This is a genomic window from Pontibacter harenae (assembly GCF_020907245.1).
Taxonomy (GTDB): domain Bacteria; phylum Bacteroidota; class Bacteroidia; order Cytophagales; family Hymenobacteraceae; genus Pontibacter; species Pontibacter harenae.
The window spans coordinates 12,302-34,444 of sequence record NZ_JAJJWH010000039.1 but is presented as its reverse complement, the minus strand read 5'-3'; the positions used below and the strand labels follow the sequence as shown (position 1 = coordinate 34,444).

21 protein-coding genes and 1 tRNA gene are annotated in these 22,143 nt (G+C 43.4%); 12 read left to right on the top strand and 10 right to left on the bottom strand.

Annotated features, from left to right (window positions below; genetic code table 11):
* The first annotated feature begins 82 nt into the window (after window positions 1-82).
* Entirely contained in the window at window positions 83-1,003 is a 921-nt protein-coding gene (locus LN893_RS16240) for a HEAT repeat domain-containing protein (RefSeq protein ID WP_229971909.1), read from the top strand.
* Between the two features lie 42 nt (window positions 1,004-1,045).
* Window positions 1,046-2,482 (top strand): glycosyltransferase family 2 protein, encoded by a 1,437-nt coding sequence (locus LN893_RS16235; RefSeq protein ID WP_229971907.1) that lies wholly within the window; start codon window positions 1,046-1,048, stop codon window positions 2,480-2,482.
* 541 nt (window positions 2,483-3,023) lie between these two features.
* On the opposite strand, the gene LN893_RS16230 is transcribed toward LN893_RS16235, so the two are convergent.
* Entirely contained in the window at window positions 3,024-4,046 is a 1,023-nt protein-coding gene (locus LN893_RS16230; RefSeq protein WP_229971925.1) for a PAS domain-containing sensor histidine kinase, read from the bottom strand.
* Window positions 4,047-4,358: 312 nt separating this feature from the next.
* Between LN893_RS16230 and LN893_RS16225 the strand changes: the two genes are divergently transcribed.
* Window positions 4,359-4,565: a hypothetical protein gene (locus LN893_RS16225; RefSeq protein WP_229971905.1), complete on the top strand. Its 207-nt coding sequence runs from the start codon at window positions 4,359-4,361 to the stop codon at window positions 4,563-4,565.
* Window positions 4,566-4,579: 14 nt separating this feature from the next.
* On the opposite strand, the gene LN893_RS16220 is transcribed toward LN893_RS16225, so the two are convergent.
* The 3 genes from LN893_RS16220 to LN893_RS16210 form a co-directional block, all read right to left on the bottom strand.
* On the bottom strand, window positions 4,580-4,975 hold the full coding sequence (locus LN893_RS16220; protein ID WP_229971903.1) for a response regulator: 396 nt from the start codon (window positions 4,973-4,975) through the stop codon (window positions 4,580-4,582).
* Between the two features lie 11 nt (window positions 4,976-4,986).
* Complete coding sequence (locus tag LN893_RS16215; RefSeq protein WP_229971901.1) at window positions 4,987-6,075, bottom strand: PAS domain-containing sensor histidine kinase; 1,089 nt, start codon at window positions 6,073-6,075, stop codon at window positions 4,987-4,989.
* Between the two features lie 527 nt (window positions 6,076-6,602).
* Window positions 6,603-6,674, bottom strand: a tRNA-Glu gene (locus tag LN893_RS16210).
* A gap of 198 nt (window positions 6,675-6,872) precedes the next feature.
* On the opposite strand from LN893_RS16210, the gene gap reads away from it, so the two are divergent.
* The 4 genes from gap (at window position 6,873) to LN893_RS16190 (ending at window position 10,368) form a co-directional block, all read left to right on the top strand.
* Entirely contained in the window at window positions 6,873-7,865 is a 993-nt protein-coding gene (gap, locus tag LN893_RS16205; RefSeq protein ID WP_229971899.1) for a type I glyceraldehyde-3-phosphate dehydrogenase, read from the top strand.
* Between the two features lie 208 nt (window positions 7,866-8,073).
* On the top strand, window positions 8,074-8,925 hold the full coding sequence (locus tag LN893_RS16200) for a universal stress protein (RefSeq protein ID WP_229971896.1): 852 nt from the start codon (window positions 8,074-8,076) through the stop codon (window positions 8,923-8,925).
* Between the two features lie 97 nt (window positions 8,926-9,022).
* Window positions 9,023-9,907: a diacylglycerol/lipid kinase family protein gene (locus LN893_RS16195; protein WP_229971894.1), complete on the top strand. Its 885-nt coding sequence runs from the start codon at window positions 9,023-9,025 to the stop codon at window positions 9,905-9,907.
* Between the two features lie 113 nt (window positions 9,908-10,020).
* Window positions 10,021-10,368, top strand: coding sequence for a translation initiation factor (locus tag LN893_RS16190; protein ID WP_229971892.1), 348 nt, complete (start codon window positions 10,021-10,023; stop codon window positions 10,366-10,368).
* A gap of 88 nt (window positions 10,369-10,456) precedes the next feature.
* Here the strand turns inward: LN893_RS16190 and kdsB are convergent, their stop codons facing one another.
* Both kdsB and LN893_RS16180 read right to left on the bottom strand, forming a co-directional pair.
* A complete protein-coding gene (gene kdsB / locus LN893_RS16185) occupies window positions 10,457-11,191 on the bottom strand; it encodes a 3-deoxy-manno-octulosonate cytidylyltransferase (RefSeq protein WP_229971890.1) in 735 nt (244 codons plus the stop codon).
* A 55-nt stretch (window positions 11,192-11,246) separates the two neighbouring features.
* Window positions 11,247-12,542 (bottom strand): NfeD family protein, encoded by a 1,296-nt coding sequence (locus tag LN893_RS16180; RefSeq protein WP_229971888.1) that lies wholly within the window; start codon window positions 12,540-12,542, stop codon window positions 11,247-11,249.
* A 150-nt stretch (window positions 12,543-12,692) separates the two neighbouring features.
* On the opposite strand from LN893_RS16180, the gene LN893_RS16175 reads away from it, so the two are divergent.
* The 4 genes from LN893_RS16175 (at window position 12,693) to LN893_RS16160 (ending at window position 16,780) form a co-directional block, all read left to right on the top strand.
* On the top strand, window positions 12,693-13,460 hold the full coding sequence (locus tag LN893_RS16175; protein WP_229971886.1) for a DUF4905 domain-containing protein: 768 nt from the start codon (window positions 12,693-12,695) through the stop codon (window positions 13,458-13,460).
* A gap of 12 nt (window positions 13,461-13,472) precedes the next feature.
* Window positions 13,473-14,432 carry a septal ring lytic transglycosylase RlpA family protein gene (locus LN893_RS16170; protein ID WP_229971885.1) on the top strand — a complete coding sequence of 320 codons (960 nt, stop codon included), beginning with the start codon at window positions 13,473-13,475 and terminating at the stop codon, window positions 14,430-14,432.
* Window positions 14,433-14,660: 228 nt separating this feature from the next.
* Entirely contained in the window at window positions 14,661-15,437 is a 777-nt protein-coding gene (locus LN893_RS16165; RefSeq protein ID WP_229971883.1) for a TIGR02757 family protein, read from the top strand.
* Between the two features lie 290 nt (window positions 15,438-15,727).
* Window positions 15,728-16,780 carry a serine hydrolase domain-containing protein gene (locus LN893_RS16160; protein WP_229971881.1) on the top strand — a complete coding sequence of 351 codons (1,053 nt, stop codon included), beginning with the start codon at window positions 15,728-15,730 and terminating at the stop codon, window positions 16,778-16,780.
* A gap of 110 nt (window positions 16,781-16,890) precedes the next feature.
* Here the strand turns inward: LN893_RS16160 and LN893_RS16155 are convergent, their stop codons facing one another.
* Together LN893_RS16155 and LN893_RS16150 are read right to left on the bottom strand one after the other, a co-directional pair.
* Window positions 16,891-17,706 (bottom strand): hypothetical protein, encoded by an 816-nt coding sequence (locus LN893_RS16155; RefSeq protein WP_229971880.1) that lies wholly within the window; start codon window positions 17,704-17,706, stop codon window positions 16,891-16,893.
* A gap of 127 nt (window positions 17,707-17,833) precedes the next feature.
* Entirely contained in the window at window positions 17,834-18,292 is a 459-nt protein-coding gene (locus LN893_RS16150) for a NanQ anomerase/TabA/YiaL family protein (RefSeq protein ID WP_229971878.1), read from the bottom strand.
* A gap of 153 nt (window positions 18,293-18,445) precedes the next feature.
* Here LN893_RS16150 and LN893_RS16145 point away from each other — a divergent pair, with 153 nt between their 5' ends.
* Window positions 18,446-20,839, top strand: a complete 2,394-nt coding sequence (locus LN893_RS16145) for an endonuclease MutS2 (protein ID WP_229971876.1) — start codon at window positions 18,446-18,448, stop codon at window positions 20,837-20,839.
* Between the two features lie 76 nt (window positions 20,840-20,915).
* Here LN893_RS16145 and LN893_RS16140 read toward each other — a convergent pair whose 3' ends face one another.
* Window positions 20,916-21,368 carry a hypothetical protein gene (locus LN893_RS16140; RefSeq protein WP_229971874.1) on the bottom strand — a complete coding sequence of 151 codons (453 nt, stop codon included), beginning with the start codon at window positions 21,366-21,368 and terminating at the stop codon, window positions 20,916-20,918.
* Between the two features lie 243 nt (window positions 21,369-21,611).
* Complete coding sequence (locus LN893_RS16135; RefSeq protein ID WP_229971872.1) at window positions 21,612-22,055, bottom strand: DUF5004 domain-containing protein; 444 nt, start codon at window positions 22,053-22,055, stop codon at window positions 21,612-21,614.
* Window positions 22,056-22,143 lie beyond the last annotated feature (88 nt).

Genomic DNA, 22,143 nt, shown 5'->3' with positions numbered 1-22,143 from the left:
AATCGGAAACCTGGTCCAGCCAAAGCATTTTTATATAGCTGTTGGCTGTTTTACGGGGACAATCTTATTACTTGTTTTTTATATGGTAATTCTTCTTCTCAGGAAAAAATACCAGGTTAAGAAACAATACTTTATACAGCAAGCCCTTCAGGAATGGCTGGTAGATATTATTTTAGAAGAGCAAAAAGAGAACCATCTGGCATTTGATGTGCCAAGGCCTGTTAGTAACTTGTTGCAAAAACCATTTGCAAAAATGGAATTGCTACAGGAGCTTAAGCGATTAAAAAGTAGTTTAAGTGGCCAGCCAGGGCAAAATATTGAACAACTTTATGTACAGCTGGAGTTAGATAAATTATCTGTCCAAAGCTTGCAAAGTACTATATGGTATGATAAGGTTAAAGGAATTCAGGAACTAGCCATGATGAACCAAATGGTTTATAGCCATGACATCCTGCTTTTAACAAATCACCCGCACCCAGAGGTTCGTATGGAAGCCCAAATAGCAATGGTGTGTTTCCACCAATATGAGGGCTTACGCTTTTTTGAAAACATGCGGTATTCCTTAACCCAGTGGCACCAACTAAAGCTTCTAGGCTTCTTAGCCAACCACCCTCTTCCCGCCGAAGAAATTGTTTGTACCTGGTTACAGTCAGCTAACGCAAGTGTGGTGCAGTTTACGCTAAAGCTAATTGGCGAACAGCATGCCAGTAACTATCAGCATATGGTAATTGCCTGCCTAGGGCACCCTGAAGAAGTAATCCGTCGCCAGGCCATTAGCTGTTTAGGAGAAATCCCTTCCGATTCTTCTACCCAGGCATTGCAGCAGGTGTTTTTCGCTGAACCAAACAAATACTTACAATTAGCCATCCTTGCTGAATTTATTAGGTCTGACGAAAAAGTAGACCCCTATTTTTTAAAGGAACTAGCTCTAACAGAAGATGTTGATGTAAGGTTGGCGGCCAATAAAGTTATTTTCCAAAAACAACTACAGGAAAATTTCTAAATTTCTATTATCCTATTTTCAAAAAGGCAACAAAGAAATTAAATGACATTTCTTTACGATTTTTTTAGCTATGGCATGCTGTTATATTCTATCGCCTTGCTAGGATGTTATATCTTTTTAGGATCCTTTGCTATTTCTGAAGCAATCACTTATTTACGGAAAAGCCGTTTAACCAATTACAGCTTGCTGGCCTCTTCCCCTTATGCACCCACTGTAAGTATACTGGCACCAGCCTATAATGAAGGAGCCAACATTATTGAAAATGTCCGCTCGCTCCTAAGCATCTACTACAACCATCTGGAGTTGATTGTGATAAACGATGGCAGCAAAGACGATTCAATGGCTAAACTTATAGCTGCCTATCAACTGCGCCCAATCGAGACATCCTATAACCAAAGAATAGCTACCAAACAGGTTAAAGCCATCTATAAAAGCACCAATCCTGTTTATAGTAAATTATTGGTGATTGATAAAGAAAACGGTGGCAAGGCAGATGCTTTAAATACTGGTATTAATCTGGCCAGTAACCAATACCTTGTTTGTATAGATGTAGATTGTATCTTGGAACAGGACGCCCTCTTAAAACTTATAAAACCTTTTATGGAGGAAACGGGGCAAAAGGTTATTGCTACCGGAGGAGTGGTGCGGATCGCAAACTCCTGTATTTTTGAAAATGGGAAATTAATTAAAGTAAACTTACCCAAGAAGTTTTTGCCGCGGGTGCAGGCTTTAGAATATATTCGGGCCTTCTTGCTAGGCCGAATGGCCTGGAGTCGATTGAACGGCTTGATATTGATCTCAGGTGCCTTTGGGGCTTTTGACCGGCAAATTGCCATAGATGCTGGCGGTTACGACCATAACACTGTAGGTGAGGACATGGAGTTGGTAGTGAGGATGCGGCGCTATATGGCAGATCGGAAGTTACCCTACAAAGTTGCCTTTATTCCAGACCCTTTATGTTGGACCGAAGCACCAGTTTCCTACAAAATATTGGGACGACAAAGAAACCGCTGGATGCGAGGTACTATTGAGACATTGAAGATACACCGTAACCTCTTTCTTAATCCCCGCTATGGCATATTAGGGATATTTAGCTACCCCTACTGGTTTTTCTTTGAATTTCTGGCTACAGTTATAGAGTTTTGCGGGTTTTTGCTCTTTGTTATTTTTGCTGTAATGGGCATGATTAACTGGCCCTTTTTCCTGGGATTGACATCCTTTATCTTAATTTTTGGCTGGCTGTTTTCGATTTTTGCTATCTTGATGGAAGTAATTACTTTTAACCAATATAAAGAACCTGGTGATTTAGGAAAGCTTATTTTAACTGCTCTCTTAGAGCCAGTCCTATTTCACCCCTTTGTGGTATGGTCTTCTATGAAAGGAATTATAGACTATTTAAGGAAAAAAAAGAGTTGGGGCGAAATGACACGGGTTGGGTTAAATGCACCACCACCTAAAGCACCAATCCGTAACCCTTAATTAAATTTTATCTCTTGTTCAACCTATTGGGCTGATGACGGTATCGGCGGAATAGCGATGCGCGGCTTGTGACATCCTAATTTTCAGTGAGTTAGGTGTAACAGCATGTAACACTTTGTTACAGCTGATCTGCGATTTCAGGACGAGTCAGGATAATGATGTGCGGCTTTAGTGTTCAAATAGTGTCCGAAGCTAAACAAAAAAGGCCTTCAGCGTTAACTGAAGGCCTTTTTTGTAGCCCGAAGGGTTGAATTATCTAACTTTTCCACAAAGATCTTGATGCTCTTGATAAGTATATACAGACGGGGGAGGGGCAATAAACTCAATAGTTTCAAGATTCAGGTAGAACCCTTTGTTTTACTTATGAGAAATTATAAAACAGACGACCTACCCAGATTCAGCACATATGAAAGGCTTTAGCAAAAGGTTATGTAGCTTCAATTACAGCCTCTAAAAACTATTATAGTACATTCTATATAAATAAATTAGCAAGAGAATTTGCCTGGCTGCTTACAGCCTTCATAAAAGACTAACAGGCTTTTTATCTGAGGAATATCTTGAATTTACTTCCTTTCCCTACCTTACTTTCAACTTCAATTTTCCCGTGGTTGCCCTCTACTAGTTTAGCAACCAGCCCTAAGCCTACTCCTGTCCCTTCCACTACAGTGTCATTGTCCACTCTCTGGTACATTGAGAAAATCCGTTTCTTATCTTCCTCTTCTATGCCCATGCCATTGTCAGCCACCTCCAGCAGTGTGTACCCTTCGGTTAGAGTCGTTTTGATGGTGATTTCTGGCTTTCTTTTTGGAGACTTATACTTGATGGCATTTGTAATTAGGTTCTGCAGAATACTGCGGATATGCTTTGTCGGATACCTGACAAAGGGGGCCTCGGCATAGTCTTCATGGAAGACAGCCTGCACGGTTTTAATGTCATTGCTCAGTAAGAGCTTAATATCATCTACCACATCCTTAAAGGACTGGTAGGTGTAATGCTCACTCTCCTCTTGAGCGGCCCTGGCCATGTCGGTAATTACAACCTTGAACTTCAGGGCAGATTGGTGCATCAGCTCCACGATCTTTGAGATCCCGTCATTATTTACCCTGTTTTCAAGTTCACTCTTCAGCAGCAGGGAGAGTCCCTCTATGTTGTTGATGGGGGCCTTCAGGTCGTGCGAGGCAGTATAAGCGAAGTTGTTGAGGTCGGTATTCATCCTCTTGAAATCTTCTATCTTACTCTGCAACTGGTCATGCAGCTTCTTTTTCTCAGACTGGTCCTGGGTTATCTTCACAAAACCTACAAACTTTCCGCTGTCATCTGTAATCTTAGTCAGCACCACAAACGCCCAGAAAAGCTCCCCGCTTTTAGGCCTTCTCCAGTTCTCTGTCTCATACCGGCCATTTTCTTTTGCTATCGCTATCTCCTTTTCAGGCAAATGTTTATCTCTCAGGAAACTGGGAAAAAGCATGCTGTAGTTTTGACCAATTACTTCTTCTGCTTTGTAACCTTTCATAAGTTCACACCCAGGGTTCCATGTAAGAATTACTCCATCCTTGTCCAACATATAGATAGCGAAGCCTTTGACTTTGGAAACTACATTGGGAAAATAGGACTCAAGAGGTTTATCTGCCTTTGCCATGCCGGTTTAATATTATATAGTGCGTTAATCAGGTTTGCTAATATACTTGCCTTACAAAATTAGGTTAGAAGCCCATCGGTAGACCTTACTGGTGAGCTGTCTTTCTGCCGCCACTTGCTTAGCCGGTCAGGATCACTTCCAATTCATCTATTACCTCTTTCACTGATCCCCTCACATAGGAGAGGTCAATGGCCATCCGCTTGCATGCGAAGCCTGAAGCGATAGCGAAGGATGGGCATGAAACTGAAATTGTGTTCACCAAGGCCATCGAGGGCTTTCACCTCCAGATCAGGAAGGCGAGCAAGACGAAGGGGCGGCTCTGACATGACCCTGCTGAAACGGATGTATCCCTCGTGGCATATCACTAACCCGAAGGAACCAGACGAGAAAATTGCAGGTATAAAAATGGTGGTGAATACATCTTTTAGTTACCACAGAACCTGAACTAATTGATGTTCTCAGCGACTTCCCCTCATATTTTCCTGAACTTTATGTATGATGTGCCTATCAAGGGGTTTGTGAATCAGTTCTGTCACCTGTGGATGCTCCTTTGCCCGCGATATGTCTGAAGGGTCCAGCGATGAGGTTAACAGGTAAATGAGGCATTTTGCTTGTAGTTGCACTTTATATGGTTCGAGAGCCCCTAAAAGGTCCCATCCTGAAATTTTAGGCATATTCAGATCTACGAAAATGACTTGGGGGACCTGACCGGAAGATATTTGTTGTTGGAGAAACTCCAGGGCTTTCTCAGGGTCATCAAAGGCAATTACTTCATCGGAAAGACCCTCAAGTTGGAAAAGCTTTTTGTATAAAAACAAAGTAATTAGCTCATCATCGATTAGTACAAAATTCACAAGTAGCTGAGTTATTGTAGTGAAACCTTAAAAATTGTCCCTTCATTGGGCCTGCTGCTTACCTCTATTTGGCCTCCGATGCTCTCCACATGAGCCTTGACCAGATACAAGCCCAGGCCACGGCCGGAATGTTGTGGATGGAACCGCTTGTAAAGCTTGAACATATCCACGCCTGCCTTATCAAGATCAATTCCTGAGCCGTTATCAGCAAACGAAATCTCCTTAGTTTGACTGTCCTTAACTGCTAAAGTTATATCTACCTGCAACGGCCGCTGCTCCGAACGGAACTTTATCGCATTGGAAAGTAGGTTAAAGAATATGCTGTAAAGATAGGCCCTGTTCCCCAATACTTGAATACCCTCAGGGATGGCCACCCGTGCAGTTCCACCGCTATCATGAAGAGCTTCTTGAAAGTTTTGAACGGCTTGATGAACGACTTGGGCTAGCGGAACGGATTCATTTTGCACGAGGTCTTGCTTGTCACGTATTGACAAAATAGTATTTATATCACGAACGACCTGATCAAGCTGTCTAAGGCTGGTTCCCAAGTGTGTCAGTGTGGATTCAAAGTCAGAAGAGCCTGGGTCTGAAATTTCCAGCACTTCTACTAAGCCTAAGGCATTGGTCAAGGGGCTACGCAGGTTGTGAGAGACCACATAAGTGAACTGCTGTAAATCTTTGTTCTTCTCCAGTATTTCCTCCTGCGCCTGCATTTTTTCTGTAATGTCCCTTGCAATCATATGCACCCCTACCACTTTTTCATTCTCCGACACCGGTATTTTTACTACATCCCAGTGTCGGGGAGCAGAGTTCCCCTGAGGGGTATAAAGATCAAACCTAACTGTTTTGCCTGTGAATGCTTCTTTGAGTTTTTCTTCGTAAAGGAGCTGAACATCTTCAGACAGAAACTCATTGTAGTTTCGGTTAATTACATTTTCCTTTGGTTCCTGAACCAGCTTTAGAAAGGCAGGGTTAGCATCCAGTATAGTGGACTCTTCGTTCTGATACAGAATCAGCTCAGGGGTATTCTCGAATAAAGAATGAAACCGAATGTCTCTTGCAGGGCTCGAGAAATCATTTTCCATAGACAACCTTATCATTGATAAAACATTAGCGAAAACGGTAACCTGGTAGTAAAAGTTAAAACTTTTATAAATAAATATCAATAAGTCTTGTCCTGATATAAGATAACAGGTTTCGATGCTAAACCCTTCTCAAGCTTTCACATAAACTGTCTAGGCCTGAAATTTCCAGTCTCATAAAAACCCCTGTTAAAACGATACTATGAAGCAGTATATAAGCTCTTTATACAGTATGTCCATAATTGCCGTCTCACAAATAAAACTTATATTCTGAATAATGAGACGAGTTGATGATACAATCGAGCTATTGTGCGAGTTTACTTTTAACGTGTACCTCAAAGTATAGATAATTGGGAGGAGGCTAACAGCATAGGAGCAGGTAGAGCTAGTAGGCAAAAGGATAAGGACGGGTGCATTAGCTCCAGTTGAGAGTCAAACCAGTCTTCTTATGCGGAGTGTAGGATAATGTTGTGCGGCTTTAGTGTCCGAATAGTGTCCGAAGAAAATAAAAAAAGGCCCTCAGCTGCTGCTGAGGGCCTTTCAAGTAGCCCGTAGGGGAATCGAACCCCTGTTACTAGAATGAAAATCTAGCGTCCTAACCCCTAGACGAACGGGCCATTTTGTAATTGGCTTGTCTTTTTGTGTTTCGACGGTGCAAAGATACGGCTCATTTGAAAGAAGCAAAACATTTTGCTATAATTTTTTCGTAAAAAGAATTAAGTGGTTCATCATCAGTATAAAAAATAAATATTGGTTTTCCACTATGGTAATTGTAAATTTGCGGCAGTAAAAATAAACCCACTAAACTAGATACCATGTCTAAAACTAAAGTTGCAATTAACGGCTTTGGCCGAATCGGCAGATTAACTTTTAGAGCTCTGCTTGAGAAGGAGAATATAGAAGTTGTAGCTATCAACGACCTAACCAACACTAAAACGCTGGCACACCTGCTGAAGTATGACTCAGTACACGGCAAGTTTAACGGTACGGTAGAGGCTACCGACAACGGTATAGTTGTTAACGGAACAGAAATTCAGATTACTGCGGAGCGTGAGCCGAAGAACCTGCCTTGGGGCAAGCTTGGTGTAGACGTTGTGTTAGAATCTACTGGTCGTTTCGTAGACGAGAAAGGTGCTGGCGGTCACTTAGAGGCTGGCGCTAGAAAAGTAGTTATTTCTGCACCTGCTAAAGGTAATGTACCAACAGTTGTACTTGGTGTAAACGAAGACACACTTACTGGCGAAGAAACTATCGTTTCTAATGCTTCTTGTACTACTAACTGCCTTGCCCCAATGGCTAAAGTGTTAGATGACGCTTTTGGAATTGAGAAAGGATATATCACAACAGTGCATGCTTATACTGCTGACCAGAACCTGCAGGACGGTCCTCACAGCGACTTAAGAAGAGCTCGTGCAGCTGCACTTTCTATTGTGCCTACATCTACAGGTGCTGCAAAAGCAGTAGGTCTTGTGCTGCCGCACCTTCAGGGTAAATTGGATGGCGTTGCAATGCGTGTTCCAATTCCTACTGGTTCACTTACAGACCTTACTTGCGTTCTGAAAAAAGAAGCAACAAAAGAAGAAATTAATGCGGCTATCAAAAAGGCGGCTGAAGGCGAGATGAAAGGTGTTCTGGAATATACAGAAGATCCAATCGTTTCTGTTGACATTGTTGGTAACACGCACTCTTGCATATTCGATGCTGAAATGACTTCTGCTAACGGTACGTTGGTGAAAGTAGTAGGCTGGTATGACAACGAGACTGGTTACTCTAACCGTGCTGCTGACCTTATTGCCAAAATTGGCTAAGAAGCAGCTTAAGATTTTCTTACCTATACATTTGCAAAGCCCACTTTTTAGTGGGCTTTTTGTTTTAGGTCTTTTTTTATGCTGTGGTAGCAGATAATGGTTGTTGTGCCTATCTCTATAGATAATAGCTAAATGATATATATCATATTCTTATAGAATCAGTATACATACTTTTATAAAGAAATCTATTTCCTTCAAATTCTACTATATGAAAAGAATCCTCGTTCCAACCGATTTTTCTGAACAAGCTCAATATGCGCTTGAAGTTGCCGTCAATATAGCCCGTAAAACTGGAGCAACTATTAAGCTACTGCATGTTGTGGAAATTCCTTATGGTACTAATTTTAGTGCAACAGGCGATATAACAACGACAGCCCCTAATACGATGGATCATGTTTTTACGCTGAAGCTTATAGAGCGAACCAAAGCGCAAATGCAAGAGCTTAAGAACTCTGCTTATCTGGATGGAATAAATGTAGTGGAGGAGGTAGATGTTGCCACGCTTACAAGTAAAGTAAAACTTACTATTGAGGAAGATGCAGTTGATTTAGTCGTGATGGGCTCGAAAGGCGCTAGCGGCTTAAGTGAGTTTTTGGTGGGCTCCAATACTGAAAAGGTGGTAAGAACAGCCTCTTGCCCCGTACTGACAGTGAAGGAAAAACCAGGAGCTTTTGAAGTGAAAGATATCGTACTTGCTTCTGATTTCAAGCGGGAAATAAGTCAGGCTACTGAAAAGTTTAAAGCATTTCAAGAGTTATTTAATGCTAAGCTTCACTTGGTTTACATAAACACTCCAGGAGCCTTCGAATCAACAGGCAATGTAAAGAAGAAGTTGGAAAGCTTTGCATCCAATGCTGGCTTTCAGAATTACACTAGCAATGTTTACAACGATGTGGTGGAAGAGGACGGTATACTCCATTTTGCGCATGATATAAATGCAGATCTGATTATGATGGCTACACATGGACGAACAGGCTTGGCTCATTTGCTAAGCGGCAGTATTGCTGAAGATCTTGTAAACCACACAAGCATACCTGTACTTACTTTACACATAAAGTAGCGGAAATTGCACAATTAAGGCCAAATGCTCTTTTGCATCTGGCTTTTTTATTTTGAGGAAAGGCTTAATTTTGTGTGACAGCACTATACCACATTGCATGGCAAAACTTCCTCACATCAGATTTATCATCAATCCGAAATCTGGGACTAGCAGCCGTATGGATGTTGCTGCAATCATCAAGCTGCACCTCGACCATACAAAGTATAACCACGATATTGTGTACACAGCTTATGCTGGGCATGCGCCTATGCTGGCCAAACAAGCAGCTGAAGAAGGATGCGCTGTGGTGGTTGCTGTTGGCGGAGATGGTACAGTAAACGAGGTAGCGCGTGGCATTCTCAACACAGAAACAGCGCTTTCTATTCTTCCAAAAGGTTCAGGTAATGGCCTGGCGCGCCACTTGCTAATCCCCATGGGCATAAAAGGAGCTTTGAGGGTAATCAATAAGGGACATACCACCAAGATTGATAGCGGCCTTATCAATGATCATCCTTTTTTTACTACGGCTGGAGTTGGTTTTGATGCCTACATCAGTTCTGTGTTTGCTGGTAATAAGAAGCGAGGGCTGAAAACCTATGTAGAGCTGATTCTGAAAGAAGTACGTAACTATAAGCATTTACCTGTTAAACTAACCATTAACGGAAACACTACAAGCACCGACTGCTTTGTGATGGCCTTTGCCAATGCAGCCCAATACGGAAACAACGCTTACATTGCACCCATGGCCGATATAAAAGATGGTCTGTTGGATGTATGCCTTGTTAGGCAGCTGGATTTTATAAAAGCGTTGAACTTGAGCTATTGTATGCTCACGAAGCAAGTAGCTCATGCTGATAGTGCCGAATATTTTACGACTAACGAGGTGAAGGTAGTAGCAGAGGAGGAGATGATGTATCATGCTGACGGAGAATTTCTGGGTAAAGCATCGGAGTTTAATGTTTCTTTGTTCCCAATGTCGCTGAAGGTAGTGGTGCCTGCGTAGAAAAGTAAAAGTTAAAATTCTCTTCATCAGGCAGAGGTTCAATTTGGAGGAGTGTTAACAGTTTAGAATATGACTAGACACCTGCGGTTAAGATAATTTTAAGAAAAGAGGTTATGAGTGATAAAAATAAAAAAGGAAGACAAGGAGTTGTTTACTCCACTAGTTCTGATTTTAACTACGAATACGAAAACGAGCAGCAGGTGGAGACGCTGCCGCCACAACAGCAGAACTTAAAAGTGATGCTCGATAAAAAATCTAGAGGGGGCAAGCAGGTGACGTTAGTAGCAGGCTTTGTGGGCACAGACGATGACCTGAAAGAACTGGGCAAAATGCTGAAAAGCAAATGCGGCGTAGGCGGTTCAGCCAAAGACGGTGAAATCCTAATCCAAGGCGACTTCCGCGACAAAGTACTACAAGTATTAACTGCTGCAGGCTACAAAGCTAAAAAAGCGGGAGGATGATCGGAGTTAGAAAGTTGAAGGGTTAGAGAGTTAAGAAGTTAGGGATTTAGCGAATCAAAGCATGTTAAAAACAAGTAATTTCTTAACTCTACAAATCTTTGACTTTCTCAAGGTCTTCTGGTGTATCAATCCCGAATGTTTCGAATTCTGTAACGGCTGTTAATATGCGGAAGCCGTTTTCTATCCAGCGGAGTTGTTCAAGCGACTCTGCCAGCTCCAGGGGCGAAGGCGGCAGTTGAGTGATCTGCTCCAGCACATCGGTGCGGTAGGCATAAATGCCGATGTGCTTATAGTAGGTATGTTGCTGGTGCCAAATATCGTTCGGAATATTGCGGCAGTAGGGGATAGGCTGCCGACTAAAGTATATTGCTTCGTTGGCTTTATTTACAACAACTTTAGGGGAGTTTGGGTTAAATAGCTCCTCAGCGTTATTCACTTTTTTAATCAGCGTTGCCAACTGCGCATCAGAGTTTTTTAGGCATGAGGCCAGTAAATCTATCTGCTCTGGCTTAATAAAAGGTTCATCTCCCTGAATATTGATCACGTGACTGAACGGATGGCCGTGCAGACGAAGAGCTTCGTAACAACGGTCGGTGCCACTTTGGTGATGCTCAGCAGTAAGTATAGCCTTTCCTCCAAAACCTTGCACATGGTTTAGTATACGTTCATCGTCCGTGGCAACAAGCACTTCCGCTAAACTCTGCGCCTGCTTTGCCTGCTCATACACCCGTTGAATCATACTTTTACCTTGTATGTCTACGAGTGGTTTGCCAGGGAAACGTGTACTGGCGTAACGAGCGGGTATGATGCCAAGAATATCCATATCTGTTCTGCTAATTTCGGCTGTAAAGATGGGCCTCCACAAGCAATTCTGCAAACTATACTTTCTTAACCCGAAGCGAGAACGTGCTTTGGTCTATCACCACCACAGTTTCACCAGGTTCAATATAGCCGTCGCGGGCTTGCGCATCGTAGAGGGTATTTTCAATCATAACACGGCCAGTCGGCGACATGCGGGTATGTGCTATACCTGCTTTACCAATCAGATGTGCTGCAGTGTTACCCACTCTATAGCCTTCTTCGTTGCGGAAGGTATCTTTCAAAACCAATCGTTTCATGGCATCGCTGTTTAGCATGCGGTCCCAGGTAAGAGCAATAAGCACAACGGCACCCACCATTCCAATCACGATAGAAGACAAGCTTTTCATCAGTTGCTCAGAGGCTACAAAAGTAAAGTCGAGCGCCTGGTTGTTTACCATAATCAGCACAAGCGACAGGAAAACCAGAATGATACCGCTTATGCCTGTAATACCAAAGCCAGGGATAACAAACAGTTCTACAGCAATAAGCAGAATACCCACAACGAAAAGAAGTATTTCCCAGTTCTCGGCCAGGCCGTTCAAGTAGTAGGGCGTTAAGTACAGGATTCCAGCTACAAAAGCCGCTGCCAGCGGGAAGCCGATTCCTGGTGTCTGCAACTCGAAATATAAACCACCTAACACAACCAACAACAGGATACCGCTTACAAAGGGGTTCAGGAAAAAGTCGATAATCTTGTCGGCTGTACTTAAGTTGAAGCGAAGAACTTCGGCATCTTGTAAATTAAGCTTGGCAAGCACACCATCAACGTCAGTGGCTATACCTTCGCAAAAACCATAGCGAATGGCTTCGGTACTAGTAAGCGTAAGTACCTGGCCAGCCGAGAGCGTACTGTCTACACTAGCCTCTACCATGGCCTCTGCCAAATGCGGATTACGTCCGTTTGCCTCTGCTGTGGAGCGCATAATAGAGCGCATATAGCTTTGGTATTTTCCAGGGGCAGCTGTTCCGCTGGCATCTACAACGGTTGCGGCACCAATGTTCGCGCCTGGAGCCATATAAATACTATCGCAGGCAAGGGAAATAAGTGCCCCAGCCGAGGCGGCATCTTTATTGATGAAGACATAAACAGGCTTCGGATACTCCAGAATTCTGGTGCGGATTTCGTCGGCATCGTTCAAGGCACCTCCAAACGTATCCAGCACGAGCAGTACATGGTCGGCATCTGCTTCCGTTGCTTGGTCAAAAGCCAGTTCGGTATAGCGGTTGGTTCTTGGGTCTATCTCCGATTTTACTTCCATCACAAATACTTTTGGGCGCTGTTGCTGTGCCTGCACTAAATATGGTAAGGCCATAGCTAAAAACAGGAAGAACAGTTGTAGCAGATGGCCTGGCTTTACATGAGTTTTCATAAATTGCGTCTGAATTCAGGATAAGATACAAAAAAATAAGCGCTTATACTTCCCTTACTATTTAAATACGATTTTGGCGCGCCTGTGTGGCGTATGCGGCTAGATTCTGTTTCGGATCGGCTGGCCTTAGAGGTGCGTGATGCTGATGCATTGCTAACAACCTTTTTCAGCTTTAACTATGCAACTTATACTTTGCAAAAACTGGAGCTTCGGCAAAACCTGCTGTGGTGGCAAGGGTTAGAAGATGCACACGACGGACTTGTTTACCTGCATGGCTATGGCGACAGAAAGCTTGGCCAGCATAAGGGTATTATCACTATAGACGCAGAAACTGCTGCTATCGTTTGGGAGCAGCAGGAGCTTGCATTTTATGGGATAGGAGAAGCGGGTATTTATGCTTTCCCTGCGAGTCATCCCGAAGAGGGCTTTCAGTTACTGTCGGCTAAAGCAGGAACAGCAGCTGTAGCCAACATAGCCCAGCCAGAAGCAATGGCTGCTGTCGAGGCTTTTAGCCCTAGTCGCTATAAAAACTGCATGTTCCCTGTGCTATACCTGGAGCAGGACGCATACTTTGAGCAGGTGCAGGAGTTTATAGAGCAGGAGCTTGGTGATAAGGCTGTGAATGGTATGGAATATGCTGAAATTGAACAGAATATCATTATAAGTTATTACACAGCGGATGCAACTAACAAGCTGCACAACGTGTTAGCCGTTTTCAGTTTTGATGGAGAACTGCTCTTAAAGGAGAATATCGGTACAAGTTTAAGTGGCATTGGTTCAGATACTTTTCTTATCTTTAGGCACGATTTGATCTTTATTCAAGACAGAAACATTTTAAGAATTCATCGACTTCTTACATAGAATTATTTAGCCATGGTACGAGTTTTATTTTTCACCTTTTTTGTGGCACCCCTGCTTTCCTTTTCTGCCTCAGCCTTTGGTGTTTCTGCTGTAAGAGATTCCATTGGAGTGGAGCGTAAGAACGGGAAGATATTTGTGCAGCATAGGGTAGAGCCTAAAGAAACGCTTTATGCCCTGTCCAGGAAGTACGGAGTGCCTGTGTCGAAAATAGTGGAAGCTAATCCTATTGTTCAGAACACGATTAATATTGGTCAGATAGTACTCATCCCAAGGAAGAGCTATGTGCCGAAAGCAGTCGCTTCTACGGCAAAGGCTACACCTGTAGCTGCTTTGCCCGATAAAACAGTACCAACTGCAAGTAGCCGCACTTTTACTGTAGACGATAAAGGCAATAAACTGCATACCGTAGAGCCAAGGCAAACACTTTTCTCTATCTCTAAGATGCACGGTGTAACAGTAGAGAACCTGAAAAAGTGGAACTACTTGACAGAAAACAATATCAGCATTGGGTCGCAGCTGGTTGTAGGCAAAGGAGCCGCTACACCAACTAAGCAGCCTGTTTATGTGCCAGAGCCAGACGATGTAATGAAGCCAAAAACTGCTGAAGAAAAAGCAGAGAATGCGGTTGCCACAACAACTGTAAGTGTTCAACCTGCTCCAGAACGTGTAGAAAACGAGGAAAGTACAACAGAAGAAACAGTTAAGAAAATAGTAGAGAGCGGGATGGCTGAAGTGCTGGATCCTAAAGCGGACTCGAACAAATACCTGGCACAACATAAAACGGCACCTGTGGGCACCATTATGCAGGTAAAAAACCCTGCAAATGGCCAAGTGGTGTATGTGCGCGTAATAGGAAAGCTTTCTGAGGCTGACGCTAATAACAAAACACTTGTTCGTCTTTCTAAAAAGGCTTATCAGAAACTAGGTGTAACAGGAGGCAAAGCCCCAGTAGAAGTTTCTTACATGCCATAACGCCCTTAGTTACAAATGCAAAGCGCCAGTATTATATATAATACTGGCGCTTTGCATTTAGACGTAGTTCTGAATTTTACATTGTCACAAGTGATTGGACGGAGCGGTCATGCAGAAGTCTTCTTCCTTCGAATTTTGGGGAAGTAAATACCGAAGGAGTGTCGACGATGACACGATTTATAGTACAGTTCAGCATCAACGAATTACCATACCTCGTACAAGCGATACATGAACCAAGATATTGCCGCTATAAAAGCCCTGCTTGATGATCGGGTAGAAAAGTATAATCAACCTAATTTCATACCGAATGATCCTGTTTCCATACCGCATCGCTTTACTAAAAAGCAAGACATAGAAATCAGCGGATTTTTTGCGGCCATACTGGCCTGGGGGCAGCGCAAAACCATCATCAACAACTGCCTCAAACTGATGGACTTGATGGATAATACGCCGCACGATTTTATTCTGAACCACCAGGAGCAGGACCTGCAGCGCTTCCTTGGCTTTAAGCACCGCACCTTCAATGATACTGATCTGCTATACTTGCTATTCTTTTTCCAGCAGTACTACCAACAGCACGAGAGCTTAGAAACGGCTTTCACAGGTGAACATAACGAAGTAAAGACACAGAAACAGCGACTTGAGCATTTCCATGATTTGGTTTTTAGCTTAGAGGAAGCGCCGCACCGTACCCGTAAGCATATCTCCACGCCAGCTCGGAAATCGGCCTGTAAACGCCTGAACATGTACCTGCGCTGGATGGTGCGTAACGACAACAACGGCGTAGACTTCGGAATCTGGAACACCATGCAAATGGCTGATCTGGTTTGTCCATGCGATGTGCACGTAGAGCGGGTGGCTCGTCGCCTCGGCCTCATTACTCGCAAAGGCATGGATTGGCAAACCGCAGAAGAACTCACCGACCACCTGCGCACCTTCGATCCAACTGACCCGGTAAAGTACGACTACGCCCTGTTCGGGCTGGGTGTGGAGGAGAAGTTTTAGCTTAAAAGTCACAAGACAAAGGACACAAGAAGCAGGAGTTTTTTCTACGAACCTGATATATCATAAGCAGAATTCCTCTTCTTGGAGGGGTTAGAGGTGGGTTAAATAATGTGACGATTGACGGCAGTTCCAGTGAGATTCTAGTGCCAGCAGAGCTATTGCTTCGTAGTTGCCAAAACGCTCACAGGTCTGAAAAACACTGTGAGGTCTGTTCAGAAAACCAGGCAATCTACAGATGCTGCGGTTAGATGTTTATATTTGCCACAGAACAAAAACCAGCAGCTACCCTTATGAACTCCGTGCTTACTTCTTCCCTCGATAAAATTATGAACGCCCGTTATACCAACTCCGATCCAGGAGCAACTGTATTGGTTAGTGTGGCAGGAGAAGTGCTGTATGAGCGGAGCTTTGGCATGGCTAACTTGGAGACAGGGCAGCAGATCACGCCGCAGACAACCTTCAGAATGGCCTCTGTTTCGAAGCAGTTTACAGCAATGTGTGTGGCACTGCTGGAACAACAGGGGAAGCTAAGTTATGAGGATAAGCTGCTGAAATATTTTTCAGAGTTTAGTCCTGTTGGTGCCGAAATCACCCTGCGCCACTTGCTTACGCATACTTCAGGGCTGCAGGATTATGAGAACTTTGTGGAGGAGACATCGGAGGAACAGGTAACTGATGAGGAGGTACTGCAACTGGTGGCACCTTTAACGGAAAATTTCTTTACGCCTGGCACAAAGTACAGGTACAGCAATACAGGTTTTGTACTGCTGGCACTGGTGGTGGAGCGGGTGTCTGACTTGCCTTATGCTGATTTCCTGCAGCAGCTTATTTTCCAGCCTTTGCAGATGCAAAGCACTTCGCTTTACCAAAAATACAAACAGATAACGAACAGATCCATGGGCTATGCCAGTGGAGAAGCAGGGTTCCGCTTTGCTGACCAGGGCACCTGCACTGCTACCATGGGCGACGGCTGCATCTATACTTCGCTGCAGGATTACCAGAAGTGGCACCAGGCGCTGCTTATACCTGGTCCTTTTCATGTTCTGCCGCTACTGAATAAAGTATATCATACGATAGAAGAGAATAATAACTGGTTCTACGGCATGGGCTGGTTTTTCTCTAAGCGTGCCGACGGGACTAACGAAATGTACCAGAGCGGCAACACCAGCGGCTTCAGCAACCTCGTAATCCGTATACCTGAAAATGATGTGCTGGTGGCGTACTTCTCAAATATAGCCGATAATATGCACCTTTATGATGAGTTTCTGGATGTGCTGCAGCAGTATCCAACGTTAAGGCTGGAGTCGGAGCTGGTGCGGGAGCTGCCACGGCTGACTTGTTAGGAAAGAGCAAAAGCAGTATCATTCTGTCCAGTGTGTTTAAGTAAATGCAATGCCTTCTAAAATAAATTCATTATTGTTTTGTTCTTACAAACTTTAACTATTTCTTTACTTCAAATAAACCGATTTAAACTTCTTTTTACGGGAAGACTTTGCCTAGGAAACATACAAAAGATAGAATCTCCAAAATGCTCGTTTTTATCATTAACGCGAATGTTTCCTGTAGATGAAGAGAGAAAATAACTTGGCATGTGTTGTTCATCAGGATGGCCCTCATCAAAATATAATTCTATTCCAAAGAAGCTTTGACATTTGCATTTTTGTGGAGGAAAAGCAACTCTCAAGGGAATAACCATGCCAGTAGGATGAGTTAAGTGTATTATTTTTTGGCCATTATTATCAGTTCTAACAAAACGTCTATAGTGAGCAGGAAAACAGTATCCTTCAATAACTAAGGCCTTATAATTGTCTAGTCTTTCACATGCATTTGTAGAGAAAACATGAAAGTCACTTTTGATATTATTTTCTATATCAAAATGTTCAAATCCATAAATGGTGATTCCAAAAGCGGGACCTGTAACTGGATATTCCAATGGCCAACTTTGTACTCCTATGCCTTTGAGCCTTCCATTTTCATTGATTCCAGAGGTGATACCTTCTCCTGAAATATGAATCAAACCGCTGGCATGATGTGTAAGCTTAAGCCTCTTTTTATCATCCTTAACTGATGCTACATCTATTGCTTCTTCAATACTTATATCCTTTTCTTGAAGAGAGTAATTTATGGTTGATAGTCCAACTATTGCTTCTTTAGATGGATGATAAGGAGAAATCAACATAACAGAACCATCACGTCCATACATTAATTTAAAAAGCTTATAAAGTACTCCATCATGATCTAGAACGATGGTATGTGTTTTGTTAGTCATAACTAATTGATAAAGCTTTCTGAAATTAAAATTAAGTAGAAAGTAGCAAGCACTAGTAAAATCAATGTGGCAGTAAAATATGCTGCTTAACCGTATTGAAATTACTTATATCCATCTATTTCATTTATCAACTCCCAGCCTCCACCGCAATCTTCAGCACCACCTTCCGCACCGTTTCTTCGGTCGCCATGGCCGCATGAGCATCATCAGGATAGAAGATGGTAAAAGAGCCAGCGGGTACATCGAACCAGTTGTTTGTTTTGTCGGGGAAGAAGGCGGCATCGCGTTCTGGGTTGTAAGGGTCGTTGGGTTCGCTGCATTGTACCAGGTCTTTCCAGCCCATGTGGTCGGTGCCTGAGATAACGTACTGGATGTCGATGTACTTGCGGTGTACTTCCAGCCTCGCGTCTTTCTCAGGTATACCGCGTCCTTCTGAAATGATAGCAAATAAGTCTTTGCCAACTATTGCCTGGTTGCCCAGCGCGATCGCCATTAAATCTGTTTCTTGTAAAAAGCGGAAAGCCTGCTCAAACAGCGGGTGCAGACTATAGTAGCGGGAGGCGTTGGCGAGTTTATCAAGAACCATTTTGAGCTAGAAAGTTAGAAGGTTAAAAAGTTATAAAGTTGAAGAAAGTTTTATGTCCTGTGTCTTAAATCTTATGTCTTCAAAAACGAACAAAACTGCCCTGTATAGTTGTTATAGTTATTGCTAATTTTGCAGTAAATTAAACGATAAGCATTGATCTATCCAGAAAACTTTGAAATAAAAATCGGGTTTGCGCAGGTGCGGGAGATTCTCTCGGAGCTTTGCCTGAGCCCGTTGGGACGCCAGTACGTAAACCGCATGGCTTTCCTCAACCGCCACGACTTGGTGGAGCGACTGCTGCAACAAACAGAAGAGTTTAAACAATTATTAGAGGCGGATGCCGAAATTCCGCTTCAGCATTATTTCGACGTAACTTCTTACCTCGACCGAGCGGCTATTGTAGGTACTTACCTGGACGTACCTGCTTTCTTCGAGATAAAAATGTCGTTGCGTACAATCCGCGATTCGCTGCGCTTTATTTCGGGTGCAGAAGAAGGTAAGTATGAGGCGCTGAAAGCTTTGGGTGCCAATATTACTGTAGAACGCTCGCTTATTGCTGCTTTAGATAAAGTAGTAGATGATGCAGGTGTCGTACGCGACGATGCCACACCAGAACTGCAGCGCCTAAAGCGCGACTTGATTTCGCAGCAGGGTATATTACGGAACAGGATTCAGTCGATCATCAAGCACGCGAAAAGCGAGGGCTGGACGCCAGCTGATGCGGAGCCTACCATACGTGGAGGTCGTTTAGTTATACCTGTTATCACAGAGTATAAGCGTCGTCTTAAAGGTCTGATTCACGATGAGTCGAATACGGGGCAGACGGTTTATATTGAACCAGAGGCCATTTTCGAGCTCAACAACGATATAAAAGACCTGCACAATGCCTATAACCGTGAGTTGGTACGTATTTTAACAGGATTAACGAATACGCTGCGCCACCACATACCAGAGCTGCGCAAAGCCTATCAGTACCTTGGCCTGCTCGATTTTATTCGGGCTAAAGCAGCTTTCGCGCGCCGTGTAGAGGCTGTTAAACCAACTTTGCACAAGTACCCGCACATCAGCTGGAAGCAGGCTGTGCACCCTTTGCTGTACCTATCGCATAAGCAAGCTGGCAAAACTACTGTGCCTATGGATTTGGAGTTGAACCGTGAGCAACGCATTCTGCTCATCTCTGGTCCGAACGCAGGTGGTAAATCGGTTAGCTTGAAAACGGTAGGGCTGGTGCAGTACATGCTGCAATGCGGTATGCTCATACCTGCTGGCGATAATTCAGAAGGCGGTATCTTCCATGATATTTTTATTGATATCGGGGATGAGCAGTCGATTGAGAACGACCTGAGTACCTATAGTTCGCACCTCACCAACATGAAAAAATTTGTGACGGTAGCCGATAACAAAAGCTTGGTGCTGATAGATGAGTTTGGTACAGGTACGGAACCTGTGCTGGGCGGTGCTATTGCCGAGGCGGTGCTGCAGACACTGAACGACAGCAAAGTTTACGGTGTGATTACGACGCACTATACCAACTTGAAAAACTATGCCGAGCGTACGGCAGGCATCATAAACGGCGCCATGCGCTACGACCATAAAAACCTGCAGCCGCTGTACCAACTGGAGATCGGGAAGCCAGGTTCTTCGTTCGCGATTGAGATTGCACGTAAGATCGGTTTGCCGAAGCATATTGTAGATAAAGCGAGCAGCTTGGTAGGTAAAGACAAAATCCGTTACGACCGCCTGCTGGAAGAACTGGAAACAGAGAAGCAAGAACTGGAGAAAAAGACTCGCGAAGCAACGGCCTTAGAGCAGAAGCTGAAGAAAAACGTGAAAGAATACCAGGACCTGAAAAACTTCCTTGAAGATAGCAAGCAGGACATTATGCGTGAGGCCAAAGGCAAAGCGAAGTTGCTGTTGAAGGATGCGAACCAGAAAATAGAATCCACTATTCAGCAGATAAAGCAGAACCAGGCCCAGAAGGAGCAGACGAAAGAAGCTCGTAAAGAGCTGGAAACTTTTGCACAGGAAGTACGGAAAGAGGAGCCGCGCCCAGCGCATAAGCGCATCCAAACTGGTGCCTTAAAAGAAGGCGATAATGTGGCATTAATTGGGCAGGACTCGGTAGGGCAGTTAGTAGGTATAAAAGGTAAAACAGCCGAGGTAATGTTTGGCGGCCTAAAAACCATTGTAAAGGTAGATAACCTGGAAAGGGTAGAGGGGCAGGTAGCGAAGCCAAAGAAATCGAAAATGGACACTGGCGATGGCTATACCCGTGGCATGAACATTACGCAACGCATGGCCGATTTTACCGCTACCCTAGACATACGAGGCGAGTTTGCTGAAAATGCTTTAACCAAAGTTATGAACTTTACAGACGAAGCCATTATGCTGGGGATGCCAGAAATCAAGATCATTCACGGCCGTGGCAACGGTATCCTGCGCCAAGTGGTGCGCGATTACCTTTACTCGGTGCGCGAGGTAGCTAGCCTTGGCAGCGAAGTTGAAGAACGCGGCGGTGACGGTGCTACCCTAGCGGTGCTGAAGTAAAATATGTATAGTTTCAAACAGGAAAGCCTCTCCAACTGGAGAGGCTTTCCTGTTTTTATAGAATCTTGTTTTAATCTTAGTGAACAAAATGGATTTCTGCTTTGCCATCCATTTCCTCTTCAAGTTCTTTGTCCTGAAACTCAAGGTGTAGCTCAGAGGCAGTCAGCTTCAATATTTTTGCTCTGGATTCTTCTTCCGTTCCTTTACTGAAGATAATTGTTTTGCCTTTGTCAGCTAGTTCCCATTTACCAGAACCAGTTTCACCCATCAACGAAGTAGTTCCTGTACCATTTTTGTTGAATTCTAAAGTCCAGGTGGAAATATCGTACATGCCTTCCGTTAGCACATACAGTTGATCACGCGTAAGTAGCACGTTGTTAAATCGCATGGCTGCTCCAACCCATTCACCGTCGGTGAGCATGTTGGTAATAGAAGGATCAATTTCATCATCTTTGTCTTTGTCGCAGCTTACCATAGTAAACGAAAACAGACAAAGAAACAGGAGCGCAAATAAATTTACTTTTTTCATAGTTGTATAGGTTATAGTGGTTTATAATAAAGTAAATGTGCAGTAAAATATTTAAATAGTAAAAGTATGTTGCTTCTACAACACGTATTAAAGAAGTTAAATATGAAAAATAATGGGGGGAAAGCGTTAAATATCAAGTATATAAAATTTGTCTCGTTAAGCAGTTCTCCTTCCTACAAATACCTATAAAACAGCAAAAGCTCCTTTCAAAGGAGCCTTTGCTGTTTTATAGGAGCAATAAGTCTATTTATTCTGATTATTCAGTAGTCTTAATTCAATCGTGTAAGATCCACCTGTATCCTCATCTTCTTCTTCCCAAGTTATATTGAGGTTAGAATTAGTTAGTGTTAAGATGTCTACAGAAAACTCCTCTTCAGTATTCTTATTCATTAAGAGTTTTTGGTCGTCTGCTGTCAATTCCCAGGTTCCTTCGTTCGTTTCACCACCTAGTAAATATACATAGGTCCCGTTCTTATTGAACGTCATGTTCGTGTCGTCCATATCAAAAAGGCTGCTCCAATCCTGTCCCTCAATAAAAATGCGGTTTCCTTGCCAGGTATTTGCCGTAAGAAGCTCATACTTGTTTGGCTCAACATCATCTTCTTTTTCATTTTCTTTGCTGCAGCTAACCGCCGTCAGCATGATAAGAAAAGCTAATAAAAGCGTAAAGTGTCTTAGTCTGTTCATAATAAAGCTTAAGAGTAAAAAAAATATGTTATAATCCGAATATAAAAGTATAACGATATTTACTTAGAAAGGGTTTACTCTTATTACT